The following is an 18,453-nucleotide window of genomic DNA, read 5'->3' on the forward strand; positions in this document are numbered from 1 at the left end:
GTCCAGGGCCGCGGCTCCCTGCCATGTCCCGCCTGCGGCTTCGGCGGCGCCGGCCGACCCGGGGCGGCGGCCAACCGGGGGCGGCGGCCGTGGACCGGGGGTCAGGAACCGGGGAGTCCGGGGGTCAGGAGCCAGGCGCCGGAAGTCAGGCGCCGGGGGTCAGACGTTCACACCGTGCGCGCGGAGATAGGCGACCGGATTGACGTCCGAGCCGTACTCCGCACTGGTGCGGGCCTCGAAGTGCAGATGCGGCCCACTGGAGTTGCCGGTGGAGCCCGCGAGGCCGATCTGCTGCCCGGCCATGACCCGCTGGCCGGCGGAGACGGTGACGGCCGACAGATGGCCGTACTGGGTGTAGGAGCCGTCGTTCATCCGGAGCACGACATTGTTGCCGTACGCGCCTGCCCAGCCGGCCTCCACGACGGTACCGGCGCCGACGGCGACCACGGAGGTGCCGGAGGGGGCGCGGAAGTCGATGCCGGTGTGGCTGCCGGATGACCACTGGCCGCCACCGGTCTGGTACGCGGTGGAGACGAACGATCCGGCGACGGGGAGCCGGTAGGCGTCCAGGCGCTGTCGCTCGGCCTCCCGGGCGGCGCGCTCCCTGGCCTCGCGGATCTCCAGGGCGCGGGCCTCGGCCTTGCGCCGGGCGTCCTCCGCGGCCTTCGCCCGCGCGGCGGCCTCGGCGACCTCCCGCTTCTGGGCGGCGGCCTGGTCTGCGACCTCGTCGGAGAGGGTGTCGGGCGTCAGGATCGCCGTCATACCGGTGTCCTCGGCGCCGACCGTGCCCCTCTCGGTGGCGAGTGCCGGGGCGGCGAGGGTGCCGATCACACCGGTGGTGGCGAGTGTCGCGGCTCCGGCTATGCCCGCGCCGCGGCGCGTCATACGGCTCGGGGCACGGTGTTTCCCGGCAGGTCGGGTGAACGCCATGGAGAGGCTGATCCTTTCCTTCCTTCTCGCCTACCGGGTTAGCTGACGGGTTCGGAGCAGGAAGGTCTCCTACGGGCCCCTCCGCGGATGCGAAGGTGTCCGATTCACCCCAGGGGACTGGGTCCCCGGCTCCCCAGGGCTCGCACCCGGCGGGGACTCGGCGATGACTGTCCGGTGCCACGGATGCGGCGTACCACTGGCGAACAGCCGGACCGACGCTAAGCCGCACCACTTTGGATCACCAAACAGACAGCCGATTTTGTTGCACATGCCACAGGACAGACAGTCACCTTCCCTTTGTTTAGCTGCATTTCACCTGCAAAAGGTACATATGACAGAACCCCGGCATCGCCCGATGCCGGGGTTCCCCTCGCCGCGTCAATCAGCCTGTGACAACGGTCACTTCACCGATGCCGAGTGCCCTGACCGGCTCCTCGATCCGGGCGGCGTCACCGACGAGCACGGTGACGAGCCGGTCCTCCGGGAAGGCGCTGACGACGGCGGCCGTCGCCTCCACGGTGCCGGTCTCGGCCAGGCGTACGTACAACTGCGCCTGGTAGTCGTCGGGGAGATACTGCTCCACCTGGTCGGCCAGGGTGCCCGCGACGGACGCCGCCATCTCGTACTTCAGCGGGGCGACACCCACCAGATTCTGTACGGCGACATCGCGCTCGGCGTCGGTCAGTCCACCGGCCGCCAGCGTCCGCAGGACCTTCCAGAGGTCCTCCAGCGCCGGTCCCGTGTTGGGGGTGTCCACCGAGCCGCTGATGCCGAGCAGCGACGCTCCCGACCCGTCGGGGGCGGAGCGCAGGACCTGCCCGAACGCCCGTACGCCGTAGGTGTAGCCCTTCTCCTCGCGCAGCACCCGGTCGAGCCGGGAGGTCAGGGTGCCGCCGAGGCAGTACGTCCCGAGCACCTGGGCCGGCCAGACCCGGTCATGGCGGTCGGCACCGATACGGCCGATCAGCAGCTGGGTCTGGACCGCGCCGGGCCGGTCCACGATGACCACGCGGCCGGTGTCGTCCCCGCTGACGGCAGGGACGGGGCGGGGCGCGGCGGTGTTGCCCTTCCAGTCGCCGAGGGTCTCGGCGAGCACGGCGTCGAGGTCCACCCCGGTGAGGTCGCCGACGATCACGGCGGTCGCGGTGGCGGGCCGGACATGGGCCTCGAAGAAGGCCCGGACGGCGGCGGAGTCGATCCGGGCGACGGTCTCCTCGGTGCCCTGGCGGGGGCGGGACATCCGCAGCGAGGCCGGGAAGAGCTGCTTGTACAGCTCCTTGGCGGCGCGGCGGCCGGGGTTGGCCGACTCGTGCGGGATCTCGTCCAGGCGGTTGCGCACCAGCCGCTCGATCTCGGCGTCCAGGAACGCGGGGGCGCGCAGGGCCTCGGAGAGCAGCCCGAGCGCCCTGGGCAGCCGGGATACGGGGACCTCAAGCGAGACGCGGACGCCGGGGTGGTCGGCGTGTGCGTCGAGGGTGGCGCCGCAGCGCTCCAGCTCGGCCGCGAACTCCTCGGCGGAGCGCTTGTCGGTGCCCTCGGACAGGGCGCGCGCCATGATGGTGGCGATGCCGTCGAGGCCGTCCGGCTCGGCGTCGAGGGGCGCGGCGAGGGAGATCTCGACCGCCACCACCTGCTGGCCGGGGCGGTGGCAGCGCAGCACGGTCAGGCCGTTGTCCAGGGTGCCGCGGTCGGGGGCGGGGAACGCCCAGGGCCTGGCCTGGCCGGCCGGTGGCTGCGGGTGGAAGTCCATCGTGGTCAGCGGTTCGGCGGCGTCGGTCACTTGCCCGCCCCTTCTTCCTGGTCGGTCTGCTGGGACGAAGCCGTCTCGGCCGCCTTGTCGATCTCAGCCGCCTTGTCGGTCTCGGCCGTCTCTTCCGTCTCGGCCGCCTCTTCGGCGGGCACCGGTTCGTACACCAGCACCGCCCGGTTGTCGGGGCGCAGTCTGGCGCGGGCGACCGCCCGTACCTCGTCGGCGGTGACCGCGAGGACCCGCTCCACGGCGGTCAGCGCGAGCTGGGGGTCGCCGAACAGCACCGCGTACCGGCACAGCTCGTCCGCGCGGCCCGCGACCGTGGACAGCCGGTCCAGCCATTCGCGCTCCAGCTGGGCCTGGGCGCGCTCCATCTCCTCGGGGGTCGGCCCCTCCTCGGCGAACCGGGCCAGCTCCTCGTCCACGGCGGCCTCGATGCTGGGCACCTCGACCCCGCCGGACGTCTTGACGTCCAGCCACCCCAGCGACGGGGCTCCGGCCAGCCGCAGCAGCCCGAATCCGGCGGCGACCGCCGTCTGGTCACGGCGCACCAGACGGTTGTGCAGCCGGGAGGACTCGCCGCCGCCGAGCACGGTGAGCGCCAGGTCGACGGCGTCGCACTCGCGGGTGCCGTCGTGCGGCAGCCGGTAGGCGGCCATCAGCGCGCGGGCCGGGACGTCCTCCTCGATGACCTCGCGCAGCTCCCGGCCGATGTTCTCCGGGAGGGAGCCGTCGCGCGGGGGCTGCTTGCCGTCGTGGGACGGGATGGAGCCGAAGTACTTCTCGATCCAGGCGAGCGTCTCCTGGGGGTCGATGTCACCGACGACCGACAGCACCGCGTTGTTCGGTGCGTAGTACGTACGGAAGAAGGCGCGGGCGTCCTCCAGGGTCGCCGCGTCCAGGTCGGCCATCGAGCCGATGGGGGTGTGGTGGTACGGGTGGCCCTCGGGATAGGCGAGGGCGGTCAGCCGCTCGAACGCCGTCCCGTACGGGACGTTGTCGTAGCGCTGGCGGCGCTCGTTCTTGACGACGTCCCGCTGGTTTTCCATCGACTCGTCGTCGAGGGCGGCGAGGAGGGAGCCCATCCGGTCGGCCTCCAGCCAGAGCGCCAGCTCAAGCTGGTGGGTGGGCATCGTCTCGAAGTAGTTGGTGCGCTCGAAACTGGTGGTGCCGTTGAGCGAACCGCCGGCGCCCTGCACCAGCTCGAAGTGGCCGTTGCCCTTGACCTGCTCGGAACCCTGGAACATCAGGTGCTCAAAGAGGTGGGCGAGTCCTGTACGGCCCTTGACCTCATGGCGCGAGCCCACGTCGTACCAGAGGCAGACGGCGGCGACCGGCGTCAGATGGTCCTCGGAGAGCACCACGCGCAGGCCATTGGCCAGCCGGTGCTCCGTCGCTGTCAGGCCGCCTGAGCCGGCCTGCGCGGTGGCCGTGTGACCCATGGGCATGTACGTCCCTTCGATCGCGATGCTGTTGGTTGTTTTTCCAGCACTGCCACTGTATGCAAGCGCGCTGACACCTGGCGAAGTTCCGGGTTCGCGATGGGCGCGGTTCCACCGGGTTCCGCGCGTACGGAGGAGGGCTCGGCGGCCGTGGTTCAGGGGGCGCGATCGCCGCAGTTGCCGGGTCGCGGTCCGTGTTGTCAGTGGGACGGGCCACAATGGTCCGCGTCAGTTCCCGATCCGGTACGTGAAGGAGCAGCAGCCGCGATGGCCCGCCGCAGCACGAAAACCCCGCCGCCGCCCGACGATTTTGAGGAGCGGATCCTCGATATCGACGTCGTCGACGAAATGCAGGGCTCCTTCCTTGAGTACGCCTATTCGGTGATCTACTCCCGGGCCCTGCCGGACGCCCGCGACGGCATGAAGCCGGTGCAGCGCCGGATTGTCTACCAGATGAACGAGATGGGAGTGCGCCCCGACCGGGGTTATGTGAAGTGCGCCCGGGTCGTCGGCGAGGTGATGGGCAAGCTCCATCCGCACGGTGACGCGTCGATTTACGACGCGCTGGTGCGGATGGCCCAGCCGTTTTCGATGCGCGTCCCCCTCGTCGACGGCCATGGGAACTTCGGCTCGCTCGGCAACGACGACCCGCCCGCCGCCATGCGGTACACCGAGTGCCGGATGGCGGACGCGGCCTCGCTGATGACCGAGTCGATCGACGAGGACACCGTCGATTTCGCCCCGAACTACGACGGGCAGGAGCAGGAGCCCGCGGCGCTCCCCGCCGCGTATCCGAATCTGCTGGTCAACGGCGCTTCCGGGATCGCGGTCGGGATGGCGACCAATATGCCGCCGCACAATCTGGGCGAGGTCATCGCCGCCGCCCGCCATCTGATCAGACATCCGGGCGCCGACCTGGAGACCCTGATGCGCCATGTCCCGGGGCCGGATCTGCCGACCGGCGGCCGGATCGTGGGCCTGGCGGGCATCAAGGACGCCTACGAGAAGGGGCGCGGCACCTTCAAGATCCGTGCCACGGTCTCCGTGCAGGACGTCACGGCCCGCCGCAAGGGCCTGGTCGTCACCGAACTGCCCTTCACCGTGGGGCCGGAGAAGGTGATCGCCAAGATCAAGGACCTGGTCTCGGCGAAGAAGCTCCAGGGCATCGCGGATGTGAAGGACCTCACCGACCGCGCGCACGGTCTGCGCCTGGTCATCGAGGTGAAGAACGGCTTCGTACCGGAAGCGGTGCTGGAGCAGCTCTACAAACTGACGCCGATGGAGGAGTCCTTCGGGATCAACAATGTGGCGCTGGTCGACGGCCAGCCGCTCACCCTGGGTCTCAAGGAGCTGCTGGAGGTCTATCTCGACCACCGCTTCACGGTGGTGCGCAGGCGCAGCGAGTTCCGGCGCGGCAAGCGGCGGGACCGGCTGCATCTGGTCGAGGGGCTGCTCGTCGCGCTGATCGACATCGACAAGGTCATCCGCCTCATCCGGTCCAGCGAGAACTCCGCGCAGGCGAAGGAGCGGCTGATCGAGCGCTTCGGCCTCAGTGACGTCCAGACCCAGTACATCCTGGACACCCCGCTGCGCCGGCTGACCAAGTTCGACCGGATCGAGCTGGAGAGCGAGCGCGACCGGCTGAACGGGGAGATCGACGAGCTGACCGGGATCCTGGAGTCGGACGCCGAGCTGCGCAAGCTGGTCTCGGGGGAACTGGCCGCGGTGGCGAAGAAGTTCGGCACCGACCGGCGCACCGTGCTGCTGGAGTCCGGGGCGGCGCCGGTCGCGGCGGTGGCGCTGGAGGTCGCGGACGACCCGTGCCGGGTGCTGATGTCCTCGACGGGCCTGCTGGCGCGTACGGCGACCGGTGAGCCCCTGCCGGAGACGAGCGGCAAGCGCACCAAGCACGATCTGATCGTGTCCTCGGTCCTGACGACCGCCCGTGGCGACGTGGGCGCGGTCACCTCGTCCGGACGGCTGCTGCGGCTGGCGGTGATCGACCTCCCTCAGCTGCCGCAGACCGCCACCACGCCGAATGTCTCGGGCGGTGCGCCGCTCGCGGAGTTCCTGTCGCTGGAGCCGGACGAGACGGTCGTCTGTCTCACCACGCTGGAGGAGTCCTCGCCGGGACTCGCGCTCGGCACCCTCCAGGGCGTCGTGAAGCGGGTGGTCCCCGACTACCCGGCAAACAAGGACGAGCTGGAAGTCATCGCCCTCAGGGACGGCGACCGGGTCATCGGCGGGTCGGAACTGCGGACGGGCGACGAGGATCTGGTCTTCATCAGCTCCGACGCGCAGTTGCTGCGCTTCCCCGCCGCACAGGTCCGTCCGCAGGGCCGGGCGGCGGGCGGTATGGCCGGGATCAAACTCTCGGAGGGCGCGCGGGTGATCTCCTTCACGGCGGTGGATCCGGCCGTCGACGCGGTGGTGTTCACGGCGGCGGGGTCGACGGGCGCGCTGGACGACTCGGTCACCACGGCGAAGCTCACCCCCTTCGACCAGTATCCGCGCAAGGGCCGGGCCACGGGCGGGGTGCGCTGCCAGCGCTTCCTGAAGGGCGAGGACATTCTGCTGCTCGGCTGGGCGGGTCCGACCCCGGCCCACGCCTCCCAGCAGAACGGCACCCCGGCACCTCTCCCCGACCCGGACCCGCGCCGCGACGGCTCCGGCATGCCCCTGACCGCCCCGATCGCCATCCTCGCGGGGCCACCCGGGTAGGCCGTGCCCGACGGATCCGGGCTTGGGCGCCTTGGTGCCACGCCCTGATGCCGGGGCCTGGTGCCACGCCCTGATTCGGCCAGGCCGTCGCGGTCTGCCGGATCCGTCGCGCACCGTCGCGAACCGTCACGGCCCGGCGGAGAGACCCAGCTCCGGGCCCTGCGGTCCGTGCCCTCGTGCCATACCCGGTACGGACCGAGCCGGGCACGGCGCGGACCCGGACCGGAGCACCCCCTGACGGGACCAGGCCCGTACCCGGCCCGTACCAGGCCCCCCCGGGGGGGGGACAGCCCGGCCCGGCGTCCGGCTCAGGCCGGTGAATCCAGGCCCTTGGGGGTCCCCGGACGAAGCGTGCCCGCCGACGACAACCGCGGCAGCGGCGGGCCGCGGCCCCATGGCCGGGCGGCTACCCGTAGCGGTACGGCACGGAGAGGTCCGGCGCGGAGAGGTCCGGCGCGGAGAGGTCCGGCGCATCGGACCCCGGCGGCACGGGCTCGTACGGCTCAAGGGGCCCGGGCTCCCCCGGGCCGGGCTCCCCCGGCTCCCGCACATACCTCAGCACCCCCCACATGCTCCGCTCGTCGGGCGCCGCGCTCCCCCGCACCCCCCGTGCCCCGTCGAGCACCTCATACAGCGCGGGAGCATCGATCCCCGCCCCGATGAGCACCAGTTGCGTCATCCGCTCCTCGCCCCGCGCCCACGGCTCGGGATAGAAGCGCAGAAACCGCCCGACCGCGTGCACGGCGTACCTGTTCAGCGGATCGGCCGCCCCGAAGTCGACAAACCCCTTGATCCGGTAGAGCCCTTCGGGCCGGGAGTCGAGGAAGTCGAGCAGCCGTCGCGGATCCATCGGCTCACGCGCGGTGAAGCCGACGCTCTCGTACGCCGCGTGCGGATGCCCGCTGTGGTCCCCCTCGTGATCGTCTTCGAGAAGGTCCTCGAAGGCGAGCTGCCCCACCCGCTCCACACTGGGCCGCCGCTCGAAGAACAGCTCCGGGTCGACCCGCCCGTACACGGACTCGACAACCGCCGCCGCCCCCTTAAGGGTTTCGCGCAGCCGGGCCAGACCGGACTCGTCCACCCGGTCGGTCTTGTTGAGCACCACCAGGTCCGCGACCGCCAGATGCCGGTCGATCTCGGGGTGCCGCTCCCGGGTCGCGTCGAACTCGGCCGCGTCGACGACCTCGATGAGTCCCCCGTACACCATCCGTTCGTTCTCGCTGGCGAGCAGCATCCGGACGAGTTCCCGCGGTTCGGCGAGCCCGCTGGCCTCGATGACGATGACATCGAGGCGGGCGGCGGGCCGGGTGAGCTTGTCCAGGAAGACATCCAGCTCACTGGCGTCGACGGCGCAGCACAGACAGCCGTTGCCGAGGGAGACCGTGGAATCGCCGAGTTGACCGGCCACGGTCATCGCATCGATCTCGATCGAGCCGAAATCATTGACGATCGCACCGATCCGGGTGCCCCGGCCGGCCCGGAGCAGATGGTTGAGCAGCGTGGTCTTGCCCGACCCGAGGAAGCCCGCGAGGACGATGACGGGGATCTGCCTGCTCGGCGGGGTGCTGGGACTCACCTGGGGCCTTTCTCGGACGGCGGGTACTGCGGCGGGCACTGCCGCGGGCAAGGGCACGGGCACGGGCACGGCCCCCGGCGGAGGCGGCGGCCACGGCCCTGCCCCGGCGAAGTGCAAGGCGGATGATCTACGGATCCGCCGACCGCTCCAGGATATTGGTGCTCCGGTCGATCGCCCGGGCCACCCGGCAGGTGCCGGCGAACACCGGAGCCCGGGTCCCCGGCGGTGGGGGACAATCCACCGTCGGTGGAGAGGACCCGGCGTCGTTCAGCCCAGCGGATGCGGTGGCAGCAGGACACGGAAGGTCGCTCCGGCGCCCGGGGCCGTACGGACCTCGACGCGGCCTGCGTGTGCGCGTACCAGCGATTCGACAATGGCCAGGCCCAGGCCCGCGCCACCGCCCCCGGCCCGGCCGCGGGCCTCGTCGGTGCGGTAGAAGCGGTCGAACGCCCGCTCGGCCTGGTCCCGGGTCATGCCGGGGCCCTCGTCGTGGAACTCCAGGACGGCGAAGCCGTCCTGGGTGCCGACGCCGATACGGACAGGGGTGCCGGGCGGGGTGTGGGCGACGGCGTTCCCGACGAGGTTGGAGGTGACCTGGCGGAGCCTGGCCTCGTCGCCGAGGACAGGGGCCCCGGCGGGTGGCCCGCCACCGGGGCCGGTGAGAGTGACGCGGCGGCGCGGGTCGAGGGCGCGCAGGTCGTGCAGCGCGTCGGCGGCCAGGGTGCGCAGATCCATCGGGGTGAGGTGCAGGGGCAGCGCCGTGGCGGCACCGGTCTCGTCGAGGCGGGCGAGGAGCAGCAGCTCCTCCACCAGCTCGACCAGCCGGGCGGCCTCGCGCTCGATCCGGCCCATCGAGGCATCGACGTCGGCCCGCTCCGGCATACCGCCCATCCGGTACAGCTCGGTGAAGCCCTTGATGCCGAAGAGTGGCGTGCGCAGTTCGTGGCTGGCGTCGGCGATGAAGCGGCGCATGCGCCGCTCGGAGTCGGCGCGGGCGGCGTCGCCCGCTTCGATCCGGTCGAGCATGCCGTTGAGTGCCGTGGACAGCCGACCGAGTTCGGTGCGGGGGGCGGACAGTTGCGGGACCCGGCTGGAGAGGTCCCCGGCCGCGATGGCGGCGGCGGTGGTCTCGATCCTGCGCAGCGGCCGGAGCCCGCCCCGTACCGCGAACCATCCGGCGAGGCCGAGGAGCGCCAGAACCACGGAGTCGATCAGCAGCACCCGGCCGGTGAGCTGCTCGATCGTGTCATTCACCACGCCGAGCGAGCCGGCCACCACCACGCTGCCGCCCTGGTCATCCGCCGTCCCGGCCACGCGCGGCACGGCGATCACCCGCCAGCCGTCGCCGCCGCCCGATGCCGCCGCCCCGAAGGGATCGCCGTCGCGCTCGGCCACCGCCGCGGTGTCCAGCCTGGGCAGTTCGGGCGGGTGGCCCGAGGCGGGCCGGATGACACGGTCGACGCGGCCGTCGGGGCCGAGGTAGGCGATGTGAACGTCCCTGATCAGCCGCTGTTCCACGGTGTCGCGCACCTCGGAGGCGTCCTCACCGGCCACCTCCGGCAGGGACGGGAGGCGCGCGGCCACGGCGGCGGTGCCGCGGACCCGCTCGTCCAGTTGCTCGACGAGATCGCGCCGGAGCTGGCCGATCACCAGAACGTTGCTGCCGACCAGCGCGGCGACCAGCATCAGCACGGTGATCGCCAGCAGCCGGCCGCGCAGCGAGAGCCCACGGCTCGGGCTGGTTGCCGCGCCACCCGGGCTCCGGTGCGCCTCCGCGCCACCCGGGCTCCGGCGAGCGTCCTCGCCACCCGGGCTCCGGCGAACGTCCGCGCCGTTCATCGCGGCGGCCTGCGCAGGACGTAGCCGATGCCGCGCACCGTGTGGATCAGCTTCGGCTCACCGGCGTCCACCTTGCGCCGCAGATAGCTGACGTACGAGGCGACGATGCTGTCGTCGCCCCCGAAGTCGTAGTGCCACACCGACTCCAGCAGCTGCGCTTTGGACAGCACCTGCCCCACCTGCTCCATCAGCACCCGCAGCAGGTTGAACTCGGTCGGCGAGAGGGGGACCGGTCGGCCGCCGCGAGTCACCTGATGGCTGTCGGGATCCAGCCGAAGGTCGCCGACGACCAGCCGGCCGTCCGGCTGCCGGCCGCTCGTGCGGCGCAGGATGGCCCGGATACGGAGGATGAGTTCCTCCAGGTCGAACGGTTTGGTGACATAGTCGTCGCCGCCCGCCGTCAGCCCGCTGATCCGGTCCTCGGCCGCGTCCCGGGCGGTGAGGAACAGGACCGGCGGCGGCCCGCCCGGCGTGAGCGGATCCTCCCGGCGCAACCGGCGTACGACCTCGAATCCGTCGAAGTCCGGCAGCATGACATCGAGCACGATCAGATCGGGCCGTTCGTTCCGCACCGCGGCCAGTGCCTCGGCGCCGGTGGTGACCGGCGTGACCGCGAAACCGCCGAGCCGCAGGCTCGCGGAGAGGAGTTCACGCAGGGTGGGGTCGTCCTCCACCACCAAGAGAAGTTCCGCCATATGTCCCGTCCCGGTCGTCGTCCCGCTCTGATCGTCGTGCCCCGCCCGGACCGTCACGGCGGACCGCCCGTACGGACCGACCCCGCCCTGACCGTCACGGCGACCCCCCCGTCACTGCGCCCCCCGCCCCTGTCGTCCCGCCATGGTCGTCACCTCCCGATCCTCCTATGCGGCCTGTGCCTCCCGCCTGCGGAAGGTGACGAACGCGGCCGTCAGCAGAACGAAGACGCACCCCACCATCACGGCGAGCCCGAGCCCGGGCCAGGGATCGAACAGAGCCGGATCGCGGTCGCCGGTCGTGATCTGTCCGCCGGCGGTGGGGGCGGCCAGCACTTCGCCGCCCAGTCCGCGAGCACCCCCGTGAGCACCCCCGGGAGCGCCCCAGGAGTCGCCATCAGGCCGCCGGGGCGCCCGTCGGGCCGCCAACCTTGACCGAAGCAGAGATTTCGGAAAGGCCCACTCGCCGTTTACCGTCTCACCATGAGCCCCGAACCGGCCGCCCCGGCCAGACGCAGGCGTTTCGGCTGGCCACAGCGGGTCTTCTCGCAGGTCCTGCTGATGCAGCTCGCGATCCTCACCGGAGTCACGGTGCTGGCCACCGGCTTCTTCCTCGCGCCGCTCAGCGCCCAGCTCGACGACCAGGCGATGCGCCGGGCTCTCGCCATCGCCCAGACCACCGCGTCCGCGGAGGTCGCCGAGAAGCTCACCCGTACGCGGCCGACCGTCGAGGGGCCGGTCCAGGCGGAGGCCGAGCGGATCCGCAGATCCACCGGGGCCGAGTACATAGTGATCATGAACATGGACGGGGTGCGCTGGTCCCACACCTCCCCGGAGGAGGTCGGCCGGATCGTCTCCACCGATCCGAGCCACGCTCTGTCGGGCAAGGAGGTGATGGAGATCGACAGCGGCACCCTCGGCCGTTCGGCCCGGGGAAAGGTTCCGCTGCGCGACGACGACGGCAGTATCGTCGGCGCGGTCTCGGTCGGTATCGAGTACGACAGCGTCCGTGACCGGCTCTTCTCCGCGATCCCCGGACTGCTCCTCTACGCGGGCGGGGCCCTGGCAGCCGGGGCGCTGGCCGCCTATCTGATCTCCCGCCGGCTCCAGCGCCAGACCCACGACCTGGCATTCTCCGATATTTCCGCACTGCTGGCTGAGCGCGAGGCCATGCTGCACGGGATACGTGAGGCGGTGGTGGCCCTCGACGCCGCGGGCAGAATACGGCTGATGAACGACGAGGCACAGCGGCTCCTCGGGCTGGAGTCCGACGGCAAGGGACTGCCGCTCGACCATGTGCTGGGCGAGGGGCGCACCACCGATGTACTGGCGGGCCGGGTCACCGGCGAGGACCTGGTGACCGTGCGCGGGCACCGGGTGCTGATAGCCAACCGGATGCCGACCCAGGACGGTGGCGCCGTCGCCACCCTGCGTGATCGCACCGAGCTGGAGCGGCTCGGCCGGGAGCTGGATTCCACCCGTGGTCTGATCGACGCCCTCCGCGCCCAGGACCATGAGCACGCCAACCGGCTGCACACCCTGCTCGGTCTGCTGGAGCTGGAGATGCACGAGGAGGCCGTCGAGTTCGTGACGGAGGTCGTCGGGGTGCATCGGGCCACCGCCGAGCAGGTCACCGAGAAGGTTCATGATCCGCTGCTGGCCTCGCTGCTGGTGGGCAAGGCGACCGTGGCTGCCGAACGCGGCGTCTCCCTGTGCATAGCCGCCGGGACCCTGCTGCCCGACCGGCTGGTGGACCCCCGTGGTCTGGTCACCGTCGTCGGCAACCTCGTCGACAACGCGATGGACGCGGCCGGCGGCTGGTCCGCCGACCCGAAGGTCGAGGTCGAGCTGTACACCCAGGACCACACGGTGGTGATCCGGGTCTCCGACACCGGCCCCGGAGTCGCTCCCGAACAGCGCGAGCTGATCTTCACCGAGGGCTGGACCACCAAGGACCCCCCAGCCCATGGCAAGCGCGGCCTCGGTCTGGCCCTGGTGCGCAGACTGGCGGAGCGGCAGGGCGGCAGCGCCCGGGTGCGGGACGCGTCGGGCGGGGGCGCGGAGTTCATCGTCGTACTCCCCGAGGCGCTGAACGAACTGACCGAGCAGGAACCGGCCACCGCCGGGGAGGCGCGATGAACGACCGGCGCCCACCGGGCCCGGCCGGGCCCGCACACAACGATGTCTTCGATGTGCTCGTGGTGGACGACGATGTCCGGGTCGCGGCGATCAACGCCGCCTATGTCACCAAAGTGCCCTCCTTCCGGGTCTCGGCCGAGGCACACTCGGCTGCCGACGCACTCGCCCGTATCGCCGACACCCCGGTGGATCTGGTTCTCATGGACCACTACCTTCCCGACGGCAACGGCCTCGCCGTCGTACGGGAACTGCGGCTGCTCGGCCACCAGACCGACGTGATCATGGTGACCGCCGCACGTGATGTCGCCACCGTCCAGGCCGCGATGCGCCACGGCGCGCTCCAGTACCTGGTGAAACCGTTCAGCTTCGCCGGCCTGCGTTCAAAACTGGAGGCGTACGCCGGGCTCCGCCACACCCTCGGCCGCGGCGGCGAGGCGGAACAGGCCGAGGTGGACCGCATCTTCGGCGCCCTCTCCGCCGGCTCGATCGCCCCGGACCTCCCCAAGGGGCACTCCCCGACCACCGCCGAGGTCGTACGCCAGGTGCTCCTCGCCGCCGAAGGCCCCCTCTCCACCCAGGAGATCGCCGACCGCGCCGGTGTGAGCCGCCAGACCGCCCAGCGCTATCTCAAACTCCTCGAACGCACCAGCCGTGTCCGCCTCAGCCTCAAATACGGCGAAACCGGCCGCCCCGAACACCGCTACCTCTGGTCCGCCAGCGCCTAGCCGCCCCCACGGACAGCGAACACCCGGACAGCGAACACCCCGAACCGGGCCGAACCGGGCCCCCCTCGCCGCGCCGGGCCGCGCCGACGGCGGAGCGCGCGACGCCGCGGCGCCAACCAGCCGCAATCGCCCCGGTCGCCCCGCCCGCACCCGAGGCGCCCGGGGCGGGGCAACACCGGCGACTCACAGCCCGGGTCCCGGGCAACGCCGACGATCACACCGCCCCTGCCCCCGTCAGCCCCCGCACCTCCGTCTCCGCGTACTTGGTCTCGTCGGGCGGCTCGGCCCACGCGACCGTCCCCACCCATCCCGCCAGGAACCCCAGCGGAATGGACACCACTCCGGGGTTCTGCAGTGGGAACACCTGAAAGTCCACTCCGGGCATGAGCGACTCCGGGCTGCCCGAGACCACCGGCGAGAACACCACCAGCAGTACGGCCGGCACCAGTCCCCCGTACACCGACCAGACCGCGCCCCGGGTGGTGAACCGCCGCCAGAACAACGAGTAGAGCAGAACGGGCAGATTGGCTGAGGCGGCCACCGCGAACGCCAGCCCGACCAGAAAGGCGACATTCAGATCACGGGCGAGCAGGCCGAGCGCGATCGCGACCACACCGATCCCCACCGCGGCGACCCGGGCGACCGCCACCTCTCCGCGCTGCGACGGGCCGCCGGTCCCGGGCGGGACTCCGGGGTTACGCGGCCGTCGGAGCGTGGCGTACAGATCGTGGGCGACCGAGGCCGAGGAGGCCAGGGTGATCCCCGCGACGACGGCCAGGATCGTCGCGAACGCCACCGCGGCCACCACCGCGAACAGCACTGTGCCTCCCGTGGACCCCGCTCCACCTCCCAGGTCGAGTGCGAGCAGCGGCACGGCGGTGTTGCCCGCGGCATTGGACGCGCGGACCTCTTCGGTGCCCACCACGGCGGCGGCACCGAAGCCGAGCACGATCGTCATCAGATAGAAGCTCCCGATGAGACCGATCGACCAGACGACCGAGCGGCGGGCGGCCCGCGCGGTCGGCACGGTGTAGAAGCGGGACAGAATGTGCGGCAGACCGGCCGTGCCGAGCACCAGGGCGACTCCCAGGCTGATGAAGTCGAGGCGCGCGATCCAGTCCCCGCCGTACTTCAGACCGGGGGCGAGGAAGTCCCGGCCGTGGCCGCTGCGGTCGGCGGCCGTGGTGAGCAGTTGATTGACGTCGCCGTGGAATCTGACGAGGACCAGCACGGTCAGGGTGATCGCGCCCGCCATCAGCAGTACGGCCTTCACGATCTGGATCCAGGTAGTGGCTCGCATCCCTCCGAACGACACATAGACGACCATCAGTGCACCCACACCCACGACGGTCCACGAGCGCGCGGCTTCGCTCGTACCCCCGAGGAGCAGCGCGACCAGGCTGCCGGCCCCGACCATCTGCGCTACCAGATAGAGAACGGACACAGTGACCGAGGAAGTTCCCGCCGCGATACGAACCGGGCGTTCTTTCATCCGGGAGGCGATGACATCGGCGAGGGTGAACCGGCCGCAGTTGCGCACCAGTTCGGCGACGAACAGCAGAACCACCAGCCAGGCGACCAGAAACCCGACGGAGTAGAGCATTCCGTCGTAGCCGAAGAGGGCGATCAGCCCGGAGATGCCGAGGAAGGAGGCGGCGGACATATAGTCACCGGCGATGGCGAAACCATTCTCCATGGGCGAGAACAGCCGACCGCCCGCGTAGAACTCCTCGGCGGACCCCTGCCTGCCCCTGCTGACCCAGCTGGTGATCCCGAGGGTGACCGCGATGAACGCGCTGAACAGCAGCAGCGCGAGGGTCTGGTGGTCGCCGCTCAACATCCGCTCCTTCGCGGTGACCTACTCGGTGAGATGCCCGGTGACTTACTCGGTGAGGTGCCTGGTGACCTGTCCGGAGATCTGCTCGGCGATGTGCCTGGTGGCCAACCCGGCGAACCGCTCGGCGATGTGCCCGGCGACCCGTCCGGTGAGCTGCCCGGCGGACTGCTCGGCGAACTGCCCCGTGACTTGTTCAGCGGTGTGCCCGGCGGTGTCCCCGGGTGCCTGCCGGCCGGAGTCTCCGGCGGTCTCGCCCGGTCGAACACCGTCCAGCGCAGCTCCAGCGCCGCCCGGTCCCGGCGCAGCCGGGCGTGCCGTGCGTACGCCCAGGTCAGCAGGAAGGTGGTGAGGAACTGCCCCAGCCCGGCGAGCATCGCCACATTCACCGCTCCGGCCACCGGCCGTGCCATCAGACCGGGCGCGAGGGTCGCCGCGAGGACATAGGCCAGATACCAGAGCAGAAAGGCGGCACCGGCCGGGACGACAAACCGCCGGTAACGGTCGCGCACCTCCTGGAACGCGGCGCTGCTCTGCACTTCCCGGTAGACGTCCGCGCGGGAGGGACCTTCACCGCCCCGGTCCGGGGGCGGGCCCGGCACGGCGGCCGGAGCACCCGTGCCGCCGGGCGCATCCCAGCCGGAACCGGGCGCGTCGTGCCACGGGTCGTCGAACCGCAGCGCCGCGGCATCCTGGCCCTCGTGCATCTCCACCGGTCAACTCTCCTTGTCGGCGAACCATTTCGGCCGCTTCCGCGATCCATTTCGGCCGCGTCACAAGGATGGACAGAGCGGGAAGATCCCGGACTCTTCTCCCGGGGGGCTTCACCCCTTCAGGTGATGCTTGTCCCAGGTGGCTGCGCGAGACCCTCCCGGTAGGCGTATCGAACCGCCTGCGCGCGGTCATGGATTCCGGCCTTGGCGAAGAGATTGTTGATATGGGTCTTCACGGTGGCGGTGGAGATATGCAGCCGGCACGCGATCTCGGCGTTGGTGAGACCGTCCGCGATCAGCGCCAGCACCTCGCCCTCGCGCCCCGTGAGTCCGTCGGGCAGCTTCGGCTGCGACGGTTTGGGCTCGGCGGTGACCCGCTCGAGCAGCCGTCGCTGTACGTGAGGGGAGAGACCGGCGCGCCCGGCCATGACATCCCGGATGGCGCGGACGATCTCGCCCGCGTCGGCGTCCTTGGTGAGATAGCCTCGCGCGCCGGCCCTCAGGGCGGGGAAGAGCGAATCGTCGTCGTCATAGGTGGTGAGGACGACGACTTGGGTGGCCGAGTGCGCCCCACGGATCCGGCGGGTCGCCTCGACCCCGTCGCAGCGGGGCATCCGCAGGTCCATCAGCACCACATCGGGGGCCAGTTCGGCGACCAGGGCGACCGCCTCCTCGCCGTCCTTGGCCGAGCCGACGACCTCAATGCCGGGCAGCAGCCCCAGGAGCATCACAATGCCCTCGCGCACCACCGCCTGGTCATCGGCGACGATCACTCTGGCGCTCGCACCGGGCGTGGGTTCCCCGCCCTCTCCGGTGTTCCGCGCGGTCATGCCGGAACTCGCAGCCGCACCACGAAGCCCTCCCCCTCAGGTCCCGCCTCCAGGGTGCCGCCGAGCAGTTCGGCCCGCTCGCGCATCCCCAGCAGACCGTACCCGCCCCCGGTGGCCCCCAGCTCCCCGGTGTGTCCGTCGGGGCCGGAATCACGCACTTCCAGGGTCACGCCGTCCCCCTCGTACACAAGCAGCATGAGCACCCTGGCGCCCGGTGCGTGCTTGCGCGCATTCGTCAGCGCCTCCTGCGCCACCCGGCGTACGGCCTGCGACGCCTCGGCGGTGAGCTGCCGCCGCTCCCCGGTGACCTCGGTCTCCGCTCCGTCGGCGACGGCGAGTTCCCGCAGATAGTCCTCGACGGGGGCGATCTCGCCACGCAGCGCGGACAGCGCCTGCCGGGTCTCCGCCAGACCCTCACGGGCCATCGAGCGGGCGGCGACGACCCGCTCCAGGATCTGTTCGCGGAAGGGGCCCTCCGGACCGCGCTCGATCTGGAGCCGGGCCGCTTCGAGATGGACGAGTTGCGCGGAGAGGCTGTGGGCGAGGACGTCGTGGATCTCCCGGGCGATACGGGCCCGTTCGCCGAGGGCCGCCGAGACCGCCTCGGCCTCCCGGGCTGCCCGCTCCTGCGCGAGCAGCCGGAACCCCGCGCCCCTGGCCTGGGCGTCGAGGCGGACCGAATAGCCGCCGAGCAGTACCGCGAGGATCGTCGCACAGGCCGTGAACGCGCCTTCGCCCTGGAGCAGCAGTGCGAAACACGCGGCCATCACCACCCCGATGACCAGGCCGAAGGTCAGGGGCAGCCGTGCCAACGCCACGACGGCCACGGTGATCCACAGCACCGCGGCGGGAACCGTCGCCTCCGCCTCGTACGCCCCCCAGCCCACCGCACCGAGGACGGCGAGCAGCCCCAGGGACGGCAGCAGCCGGTTGGCCAGGGTGGTCACATGGAAGCAGAGAGAGGCGGCGACGCAGATCAGCAGGCCGAGCGGTGGCAGGACGGCCCGCCAGCCCTGGAAGCCGCCCTGTGCGTACGTGCTGTAGATCCCCCAGATCATCAGGGCGGACAGGGTGATGGCATCGATGACGATACGGACGCGTGGCACGCCCAGGCGCGACAACGACTCCCGCGCGGGCCATGCGGTCCCTCTCCTGCTCGGCACGCCACCTCCCCGTCCGTCGCCTCGATGCTCGTACGTTCTCATCGATGCTACGGAGCGGGGTGCCGGCCGGAAATCGGGTCAGGGGTGGAGCCGCGGCTC

14 protein-coding genes and 1 riboswitch are annotated in these 18,453 nt (G+C 71.4%); of the genes, 3 read left to right on the forward strand and 11 right to left on the reverse strand.

Annotated features, from left to right (window positions below):
- Positions 1 to 159: 159 nt before the first annotated feature.
- The 3 genes from ACWF94_RS10585 to ACWF94_RS10595 form a co-directional block, all read right to left on the reverse strand.
- Positions 160 to 930: a M23 family metallopeptidase gene (locus tag ACWF94_RS10585; RefSeq protein WP_453486746.1), complete on the reverse strand. Its 771-nt coding sequence runs from the start codon at positions 928 to 930 to the stop codon at positions 160 to 162.
- A gap of 13 nt (positions 931 to 943) precedes the next feature.
- Positions 944 to 1,103, reverse strand: a riboswitch (cyclic di-AMP (ydaO/yuaA leader).
- Positions 1,104 to 1,312: 209 nt separating this feature from the next.
- Entirely contained in the window at positions 1,313 to 2,680 is a 1,368-nt protein-coding gene (locus ACWF94_RS10590; RefSeq protein WP_453486766.1) for a M16 family metallopeptidase, read from the reverse strand.
- A 26-nt stretch (positions 2,681 to 2,706) separates the two neighbouring features.
- A complete protein-coding gene (locus ACWF94_RS10595; protein WP_453486769.1) occupies positions 2,707 to 4,122 on the reverse strand; it encodes a M16 family metallopeptidase in 1,416 nt (471 codons plus the stop codon).
- Positions 4,123 to 4,389: 267 nt separating this feature from the next.
- Here ACWF94_RS10595 and ACWF94_RS10600 point away from each other — a divergent pair, with 267 nt between their 5' ends.
- Positions 4,390 to 6,843 carry a DNA gyrase/topoisomerase IV subunit A gene (locus tag ACWF94_RS10600; protein WP_453486747.1) on the forward strand — a complete coding sequence of 818 codons (2,454 nt, stop codon included), beginning with the start codon at positions 4,390 to 4,392 and terminating at the stop codon, positions 6,841 to 6,843.
- A gap of 406 nt (positions 6,844 to 7,249) precedes the next feature.
- On the opposite strand, the gene ACWF94_RS10605 is transcribed toward ACWF94_RS10600, so the two are convergent.
- The 4 genes from ACWF94_RS10605 to ACWF94_RS10620 form a co-directional block, all read right to left on the reverse strand.
- Positions 7,250 to 8,419 carry a CobW family GTP-binding protein gene (locus ACWF94_RS10605; protein WP_453486749.1) on the reverse strand — a complete coding sequence of 390 codons (1,170 nt, stop codon included), beginning with the start codon at positions 8,417 to 8,419 and terminating at the stop codon, positions 7,250 to 7,252.
- A 267-nt stretch (positions 8,420 to 8,686) separates the two neighbouring features.
- On the reverse strand, positions 8,687 to 10,105 hold the full coding sequence (locus tag ACWF94_RS10610; protein ID WP_453486772.1) for a sensor histidine kinase: 1,419 nt from the start codon (positions 10,103 to 10,105) through the stop codon (positions 8,687 to 8,689).
- Positions 10,106 to 10,254: 149 nt separating this feature from the next.
- Positions 10,255 to 10,953 (reverse strand): response regulator transcription factor, encoded by a 699-nt coding sequence (locus ACWF94_RS10615; protein ID WP_453486750.1) that lies wholly within the window; start codon positions 10,951 to 10,953, stop codon positions 10,255 to 10,257.
- Between the two features lie 165 nt (positions 10,954 to 11,118).
- Positions 11,119 to 11,286 (reverse strand): hypothetical protein, encoded by a 168-nt coding sequence (locus tag ACWF94_RS10620; RefSeq protein WP_453486753.1) that lies wholly within the window; start codon positions 11,284 to 11,286, stop codon positions 11,119 to 11,121.
- A 147-nt stretch (positions 11,287 to 11,433) separates the two neighbouring features.
- On the opposite strand from ACWF94_RS10620, the gene ACWF94_RS10625 reads away from it, so the two are divergent.
- Positions 11,434 to 13,089 (forward strand): ATP-binding protein, encoded by a 1,656-nt coding sequence (locus ACWF94_RS10625; protein ID WP_453486754.1) that lies wholly within the window; start codon positions 11,434 to 11,436, stop codon positions 13,087 to 13,089.
- The gene (locus tag ACWF94_RS10630; protein WP_453486756.1) at positions 13,086 to 13,814 is read left to right on the forward strand and encodes a DUF7342 family protein; all 729 of its coding nucleotides are present in this window, start codon (positions 13,086 to 13,088) and stop codon (positions 13,812 to 13,814) included. The genes ACWF94_RS10625 and ACWF94_RS10630 overlap by 4 nt, the downstream gene beginning before the upstream one ends.
- Before the next feature lie 214 nt (positions 13,815 to 14,028).
- Here ACWF94_RS10630 and ACWF94_RS10635 read toward each other — a convergent pair whose 3' ends face one another.
- From ACWF94_RS10635 to ACWF94_RS10650, 4 genes are all read right to left on the reverse strand, one after another.
- Entirely contained in the window at positions 14,029 to 15,651 is a 1,623-nt protein-coding gene (locus ACWF94_RS10635) for a solute symporter family protein (RefSeq protein WP_453486759.1), read from the reverse strand.
- Complete coding sequence (locus tag ACWF94_RS10640; RefSeq protein ID WP_453486775.1) at positions 15,648 to 16,355, reverse strand: DUF485 domain-containing protein; 708 nt, start codon at positions 16,353 to 16,355, stop codon at positions 15,648 to 15,650. The genes ACWF94_RS10635 and ACWF94_RS10640 overlap by 4 nt, the downstream gene beginning before the upstream one ends.
- A gap of 125 nt (positions 16,356 to 16,480) precedes the next feature.
- Positions 16,481 to 17,191: a response regulator transcription factor gene (locus tag ACWF94_RS10645; RefSeq protein WP_453486761.1), complete on the reverse strand. Its 711-nt coding sequence runs from the start codon at positions 17,189 to 17,191 to the stop codon at positions 16,481 to 16,483.
- Positions 17,188 to 18,354: a sensor histidine kinase gene (locus ACWF94_RS10650; RefSeq protein ID WP_453486763.1), complete on the reverse strand. Its 1,167-nt coding sequence runs from the start codon at positions 18,352 to 18,354 to the stop codon at positions 17,188 to 17,190. Before ACWF94_RS10650 ends, ACWF94_RS10645 begins: the two co-directional genes overlap by 4 nt.
- Between the last annotated feature and the right edge of the window lie 99 nt (positions 18,355 to 18,453).

The organism is Streptomyces sp. NPDC055078, assembly GCF_053607985.1.

Coding starts and splice junctions, on each gene's coding strand:
- ACWF94_RS10585 (WP_453486746.1), bottom strand. CDS start 930: ATGGCGTTCACCCGACCTGCCGGGAAACACCGTGCCCCGAGCCGTATG.
- ACWF94_RS10590 (WP_453486766.1), bottom strand. CDS start 2,680: ATGGACTTCCACCCGCAGCCACCGGCCGGCCAGGCCAGGCCCTGGGCG.
- ACWF94_RS10595 (WP_453486769.1), bottom strand. CDS start 4,122: ATGGGTCACACGGCCACCGCGCAGGCCGGCTCAGGCGGCCTGACAGCG.
- ACWF94_RS10600 (WP_453486747.1), top strand. CDS start 4,390: ATGGCCCGCCGCAGCACGAAAACCCCGCCGCCGCCCGACGATTTTGAG.
- ACWF94_RS10610 (WP_453486772.1), bottom strand. CDS start 10,105: ATGCTGGTCGCCGCGCTGGTCGGCAGCAACGTTCTGGTGATCGGCCAG.
- ACWF94_RS10615 (WP_453486750.1), bottom strand. CDS start 10,953: ATGGCGGAACTTCTCTTGGTGGTGGAGGACGACCCCACCCTGCGTGAA.
- ACWF94_RS10625 (WP_453486754.1), top strand. CDS start 11,434: ATGAGCCCCGAACCGGCCGCCCCGGCCAGACGCAGGCGTTTCGGCTGG.
- ACWF94_RS10630 (WP_453486756.1), top strand. CDS start 13,086: ATGAACGACCGGCGCCCACCGGGCCCGGCCGGGCCCGCACACAACGAT.
- ACWF94_RS10640 (WP_453486775.1), bottom strand. CDS start 16,355: ATGCACGAGGGCCAGGATGCCGCGGCGCTGCGGTTCGACGACCCGTGG.
- ACWF94_RS10645 (WP_453486761.1), bottom strand. CDS start 17,191: ATGACCGCGCGGAACACCGGAGAGGGCGGGGAACCCACGCCCGGTGCG.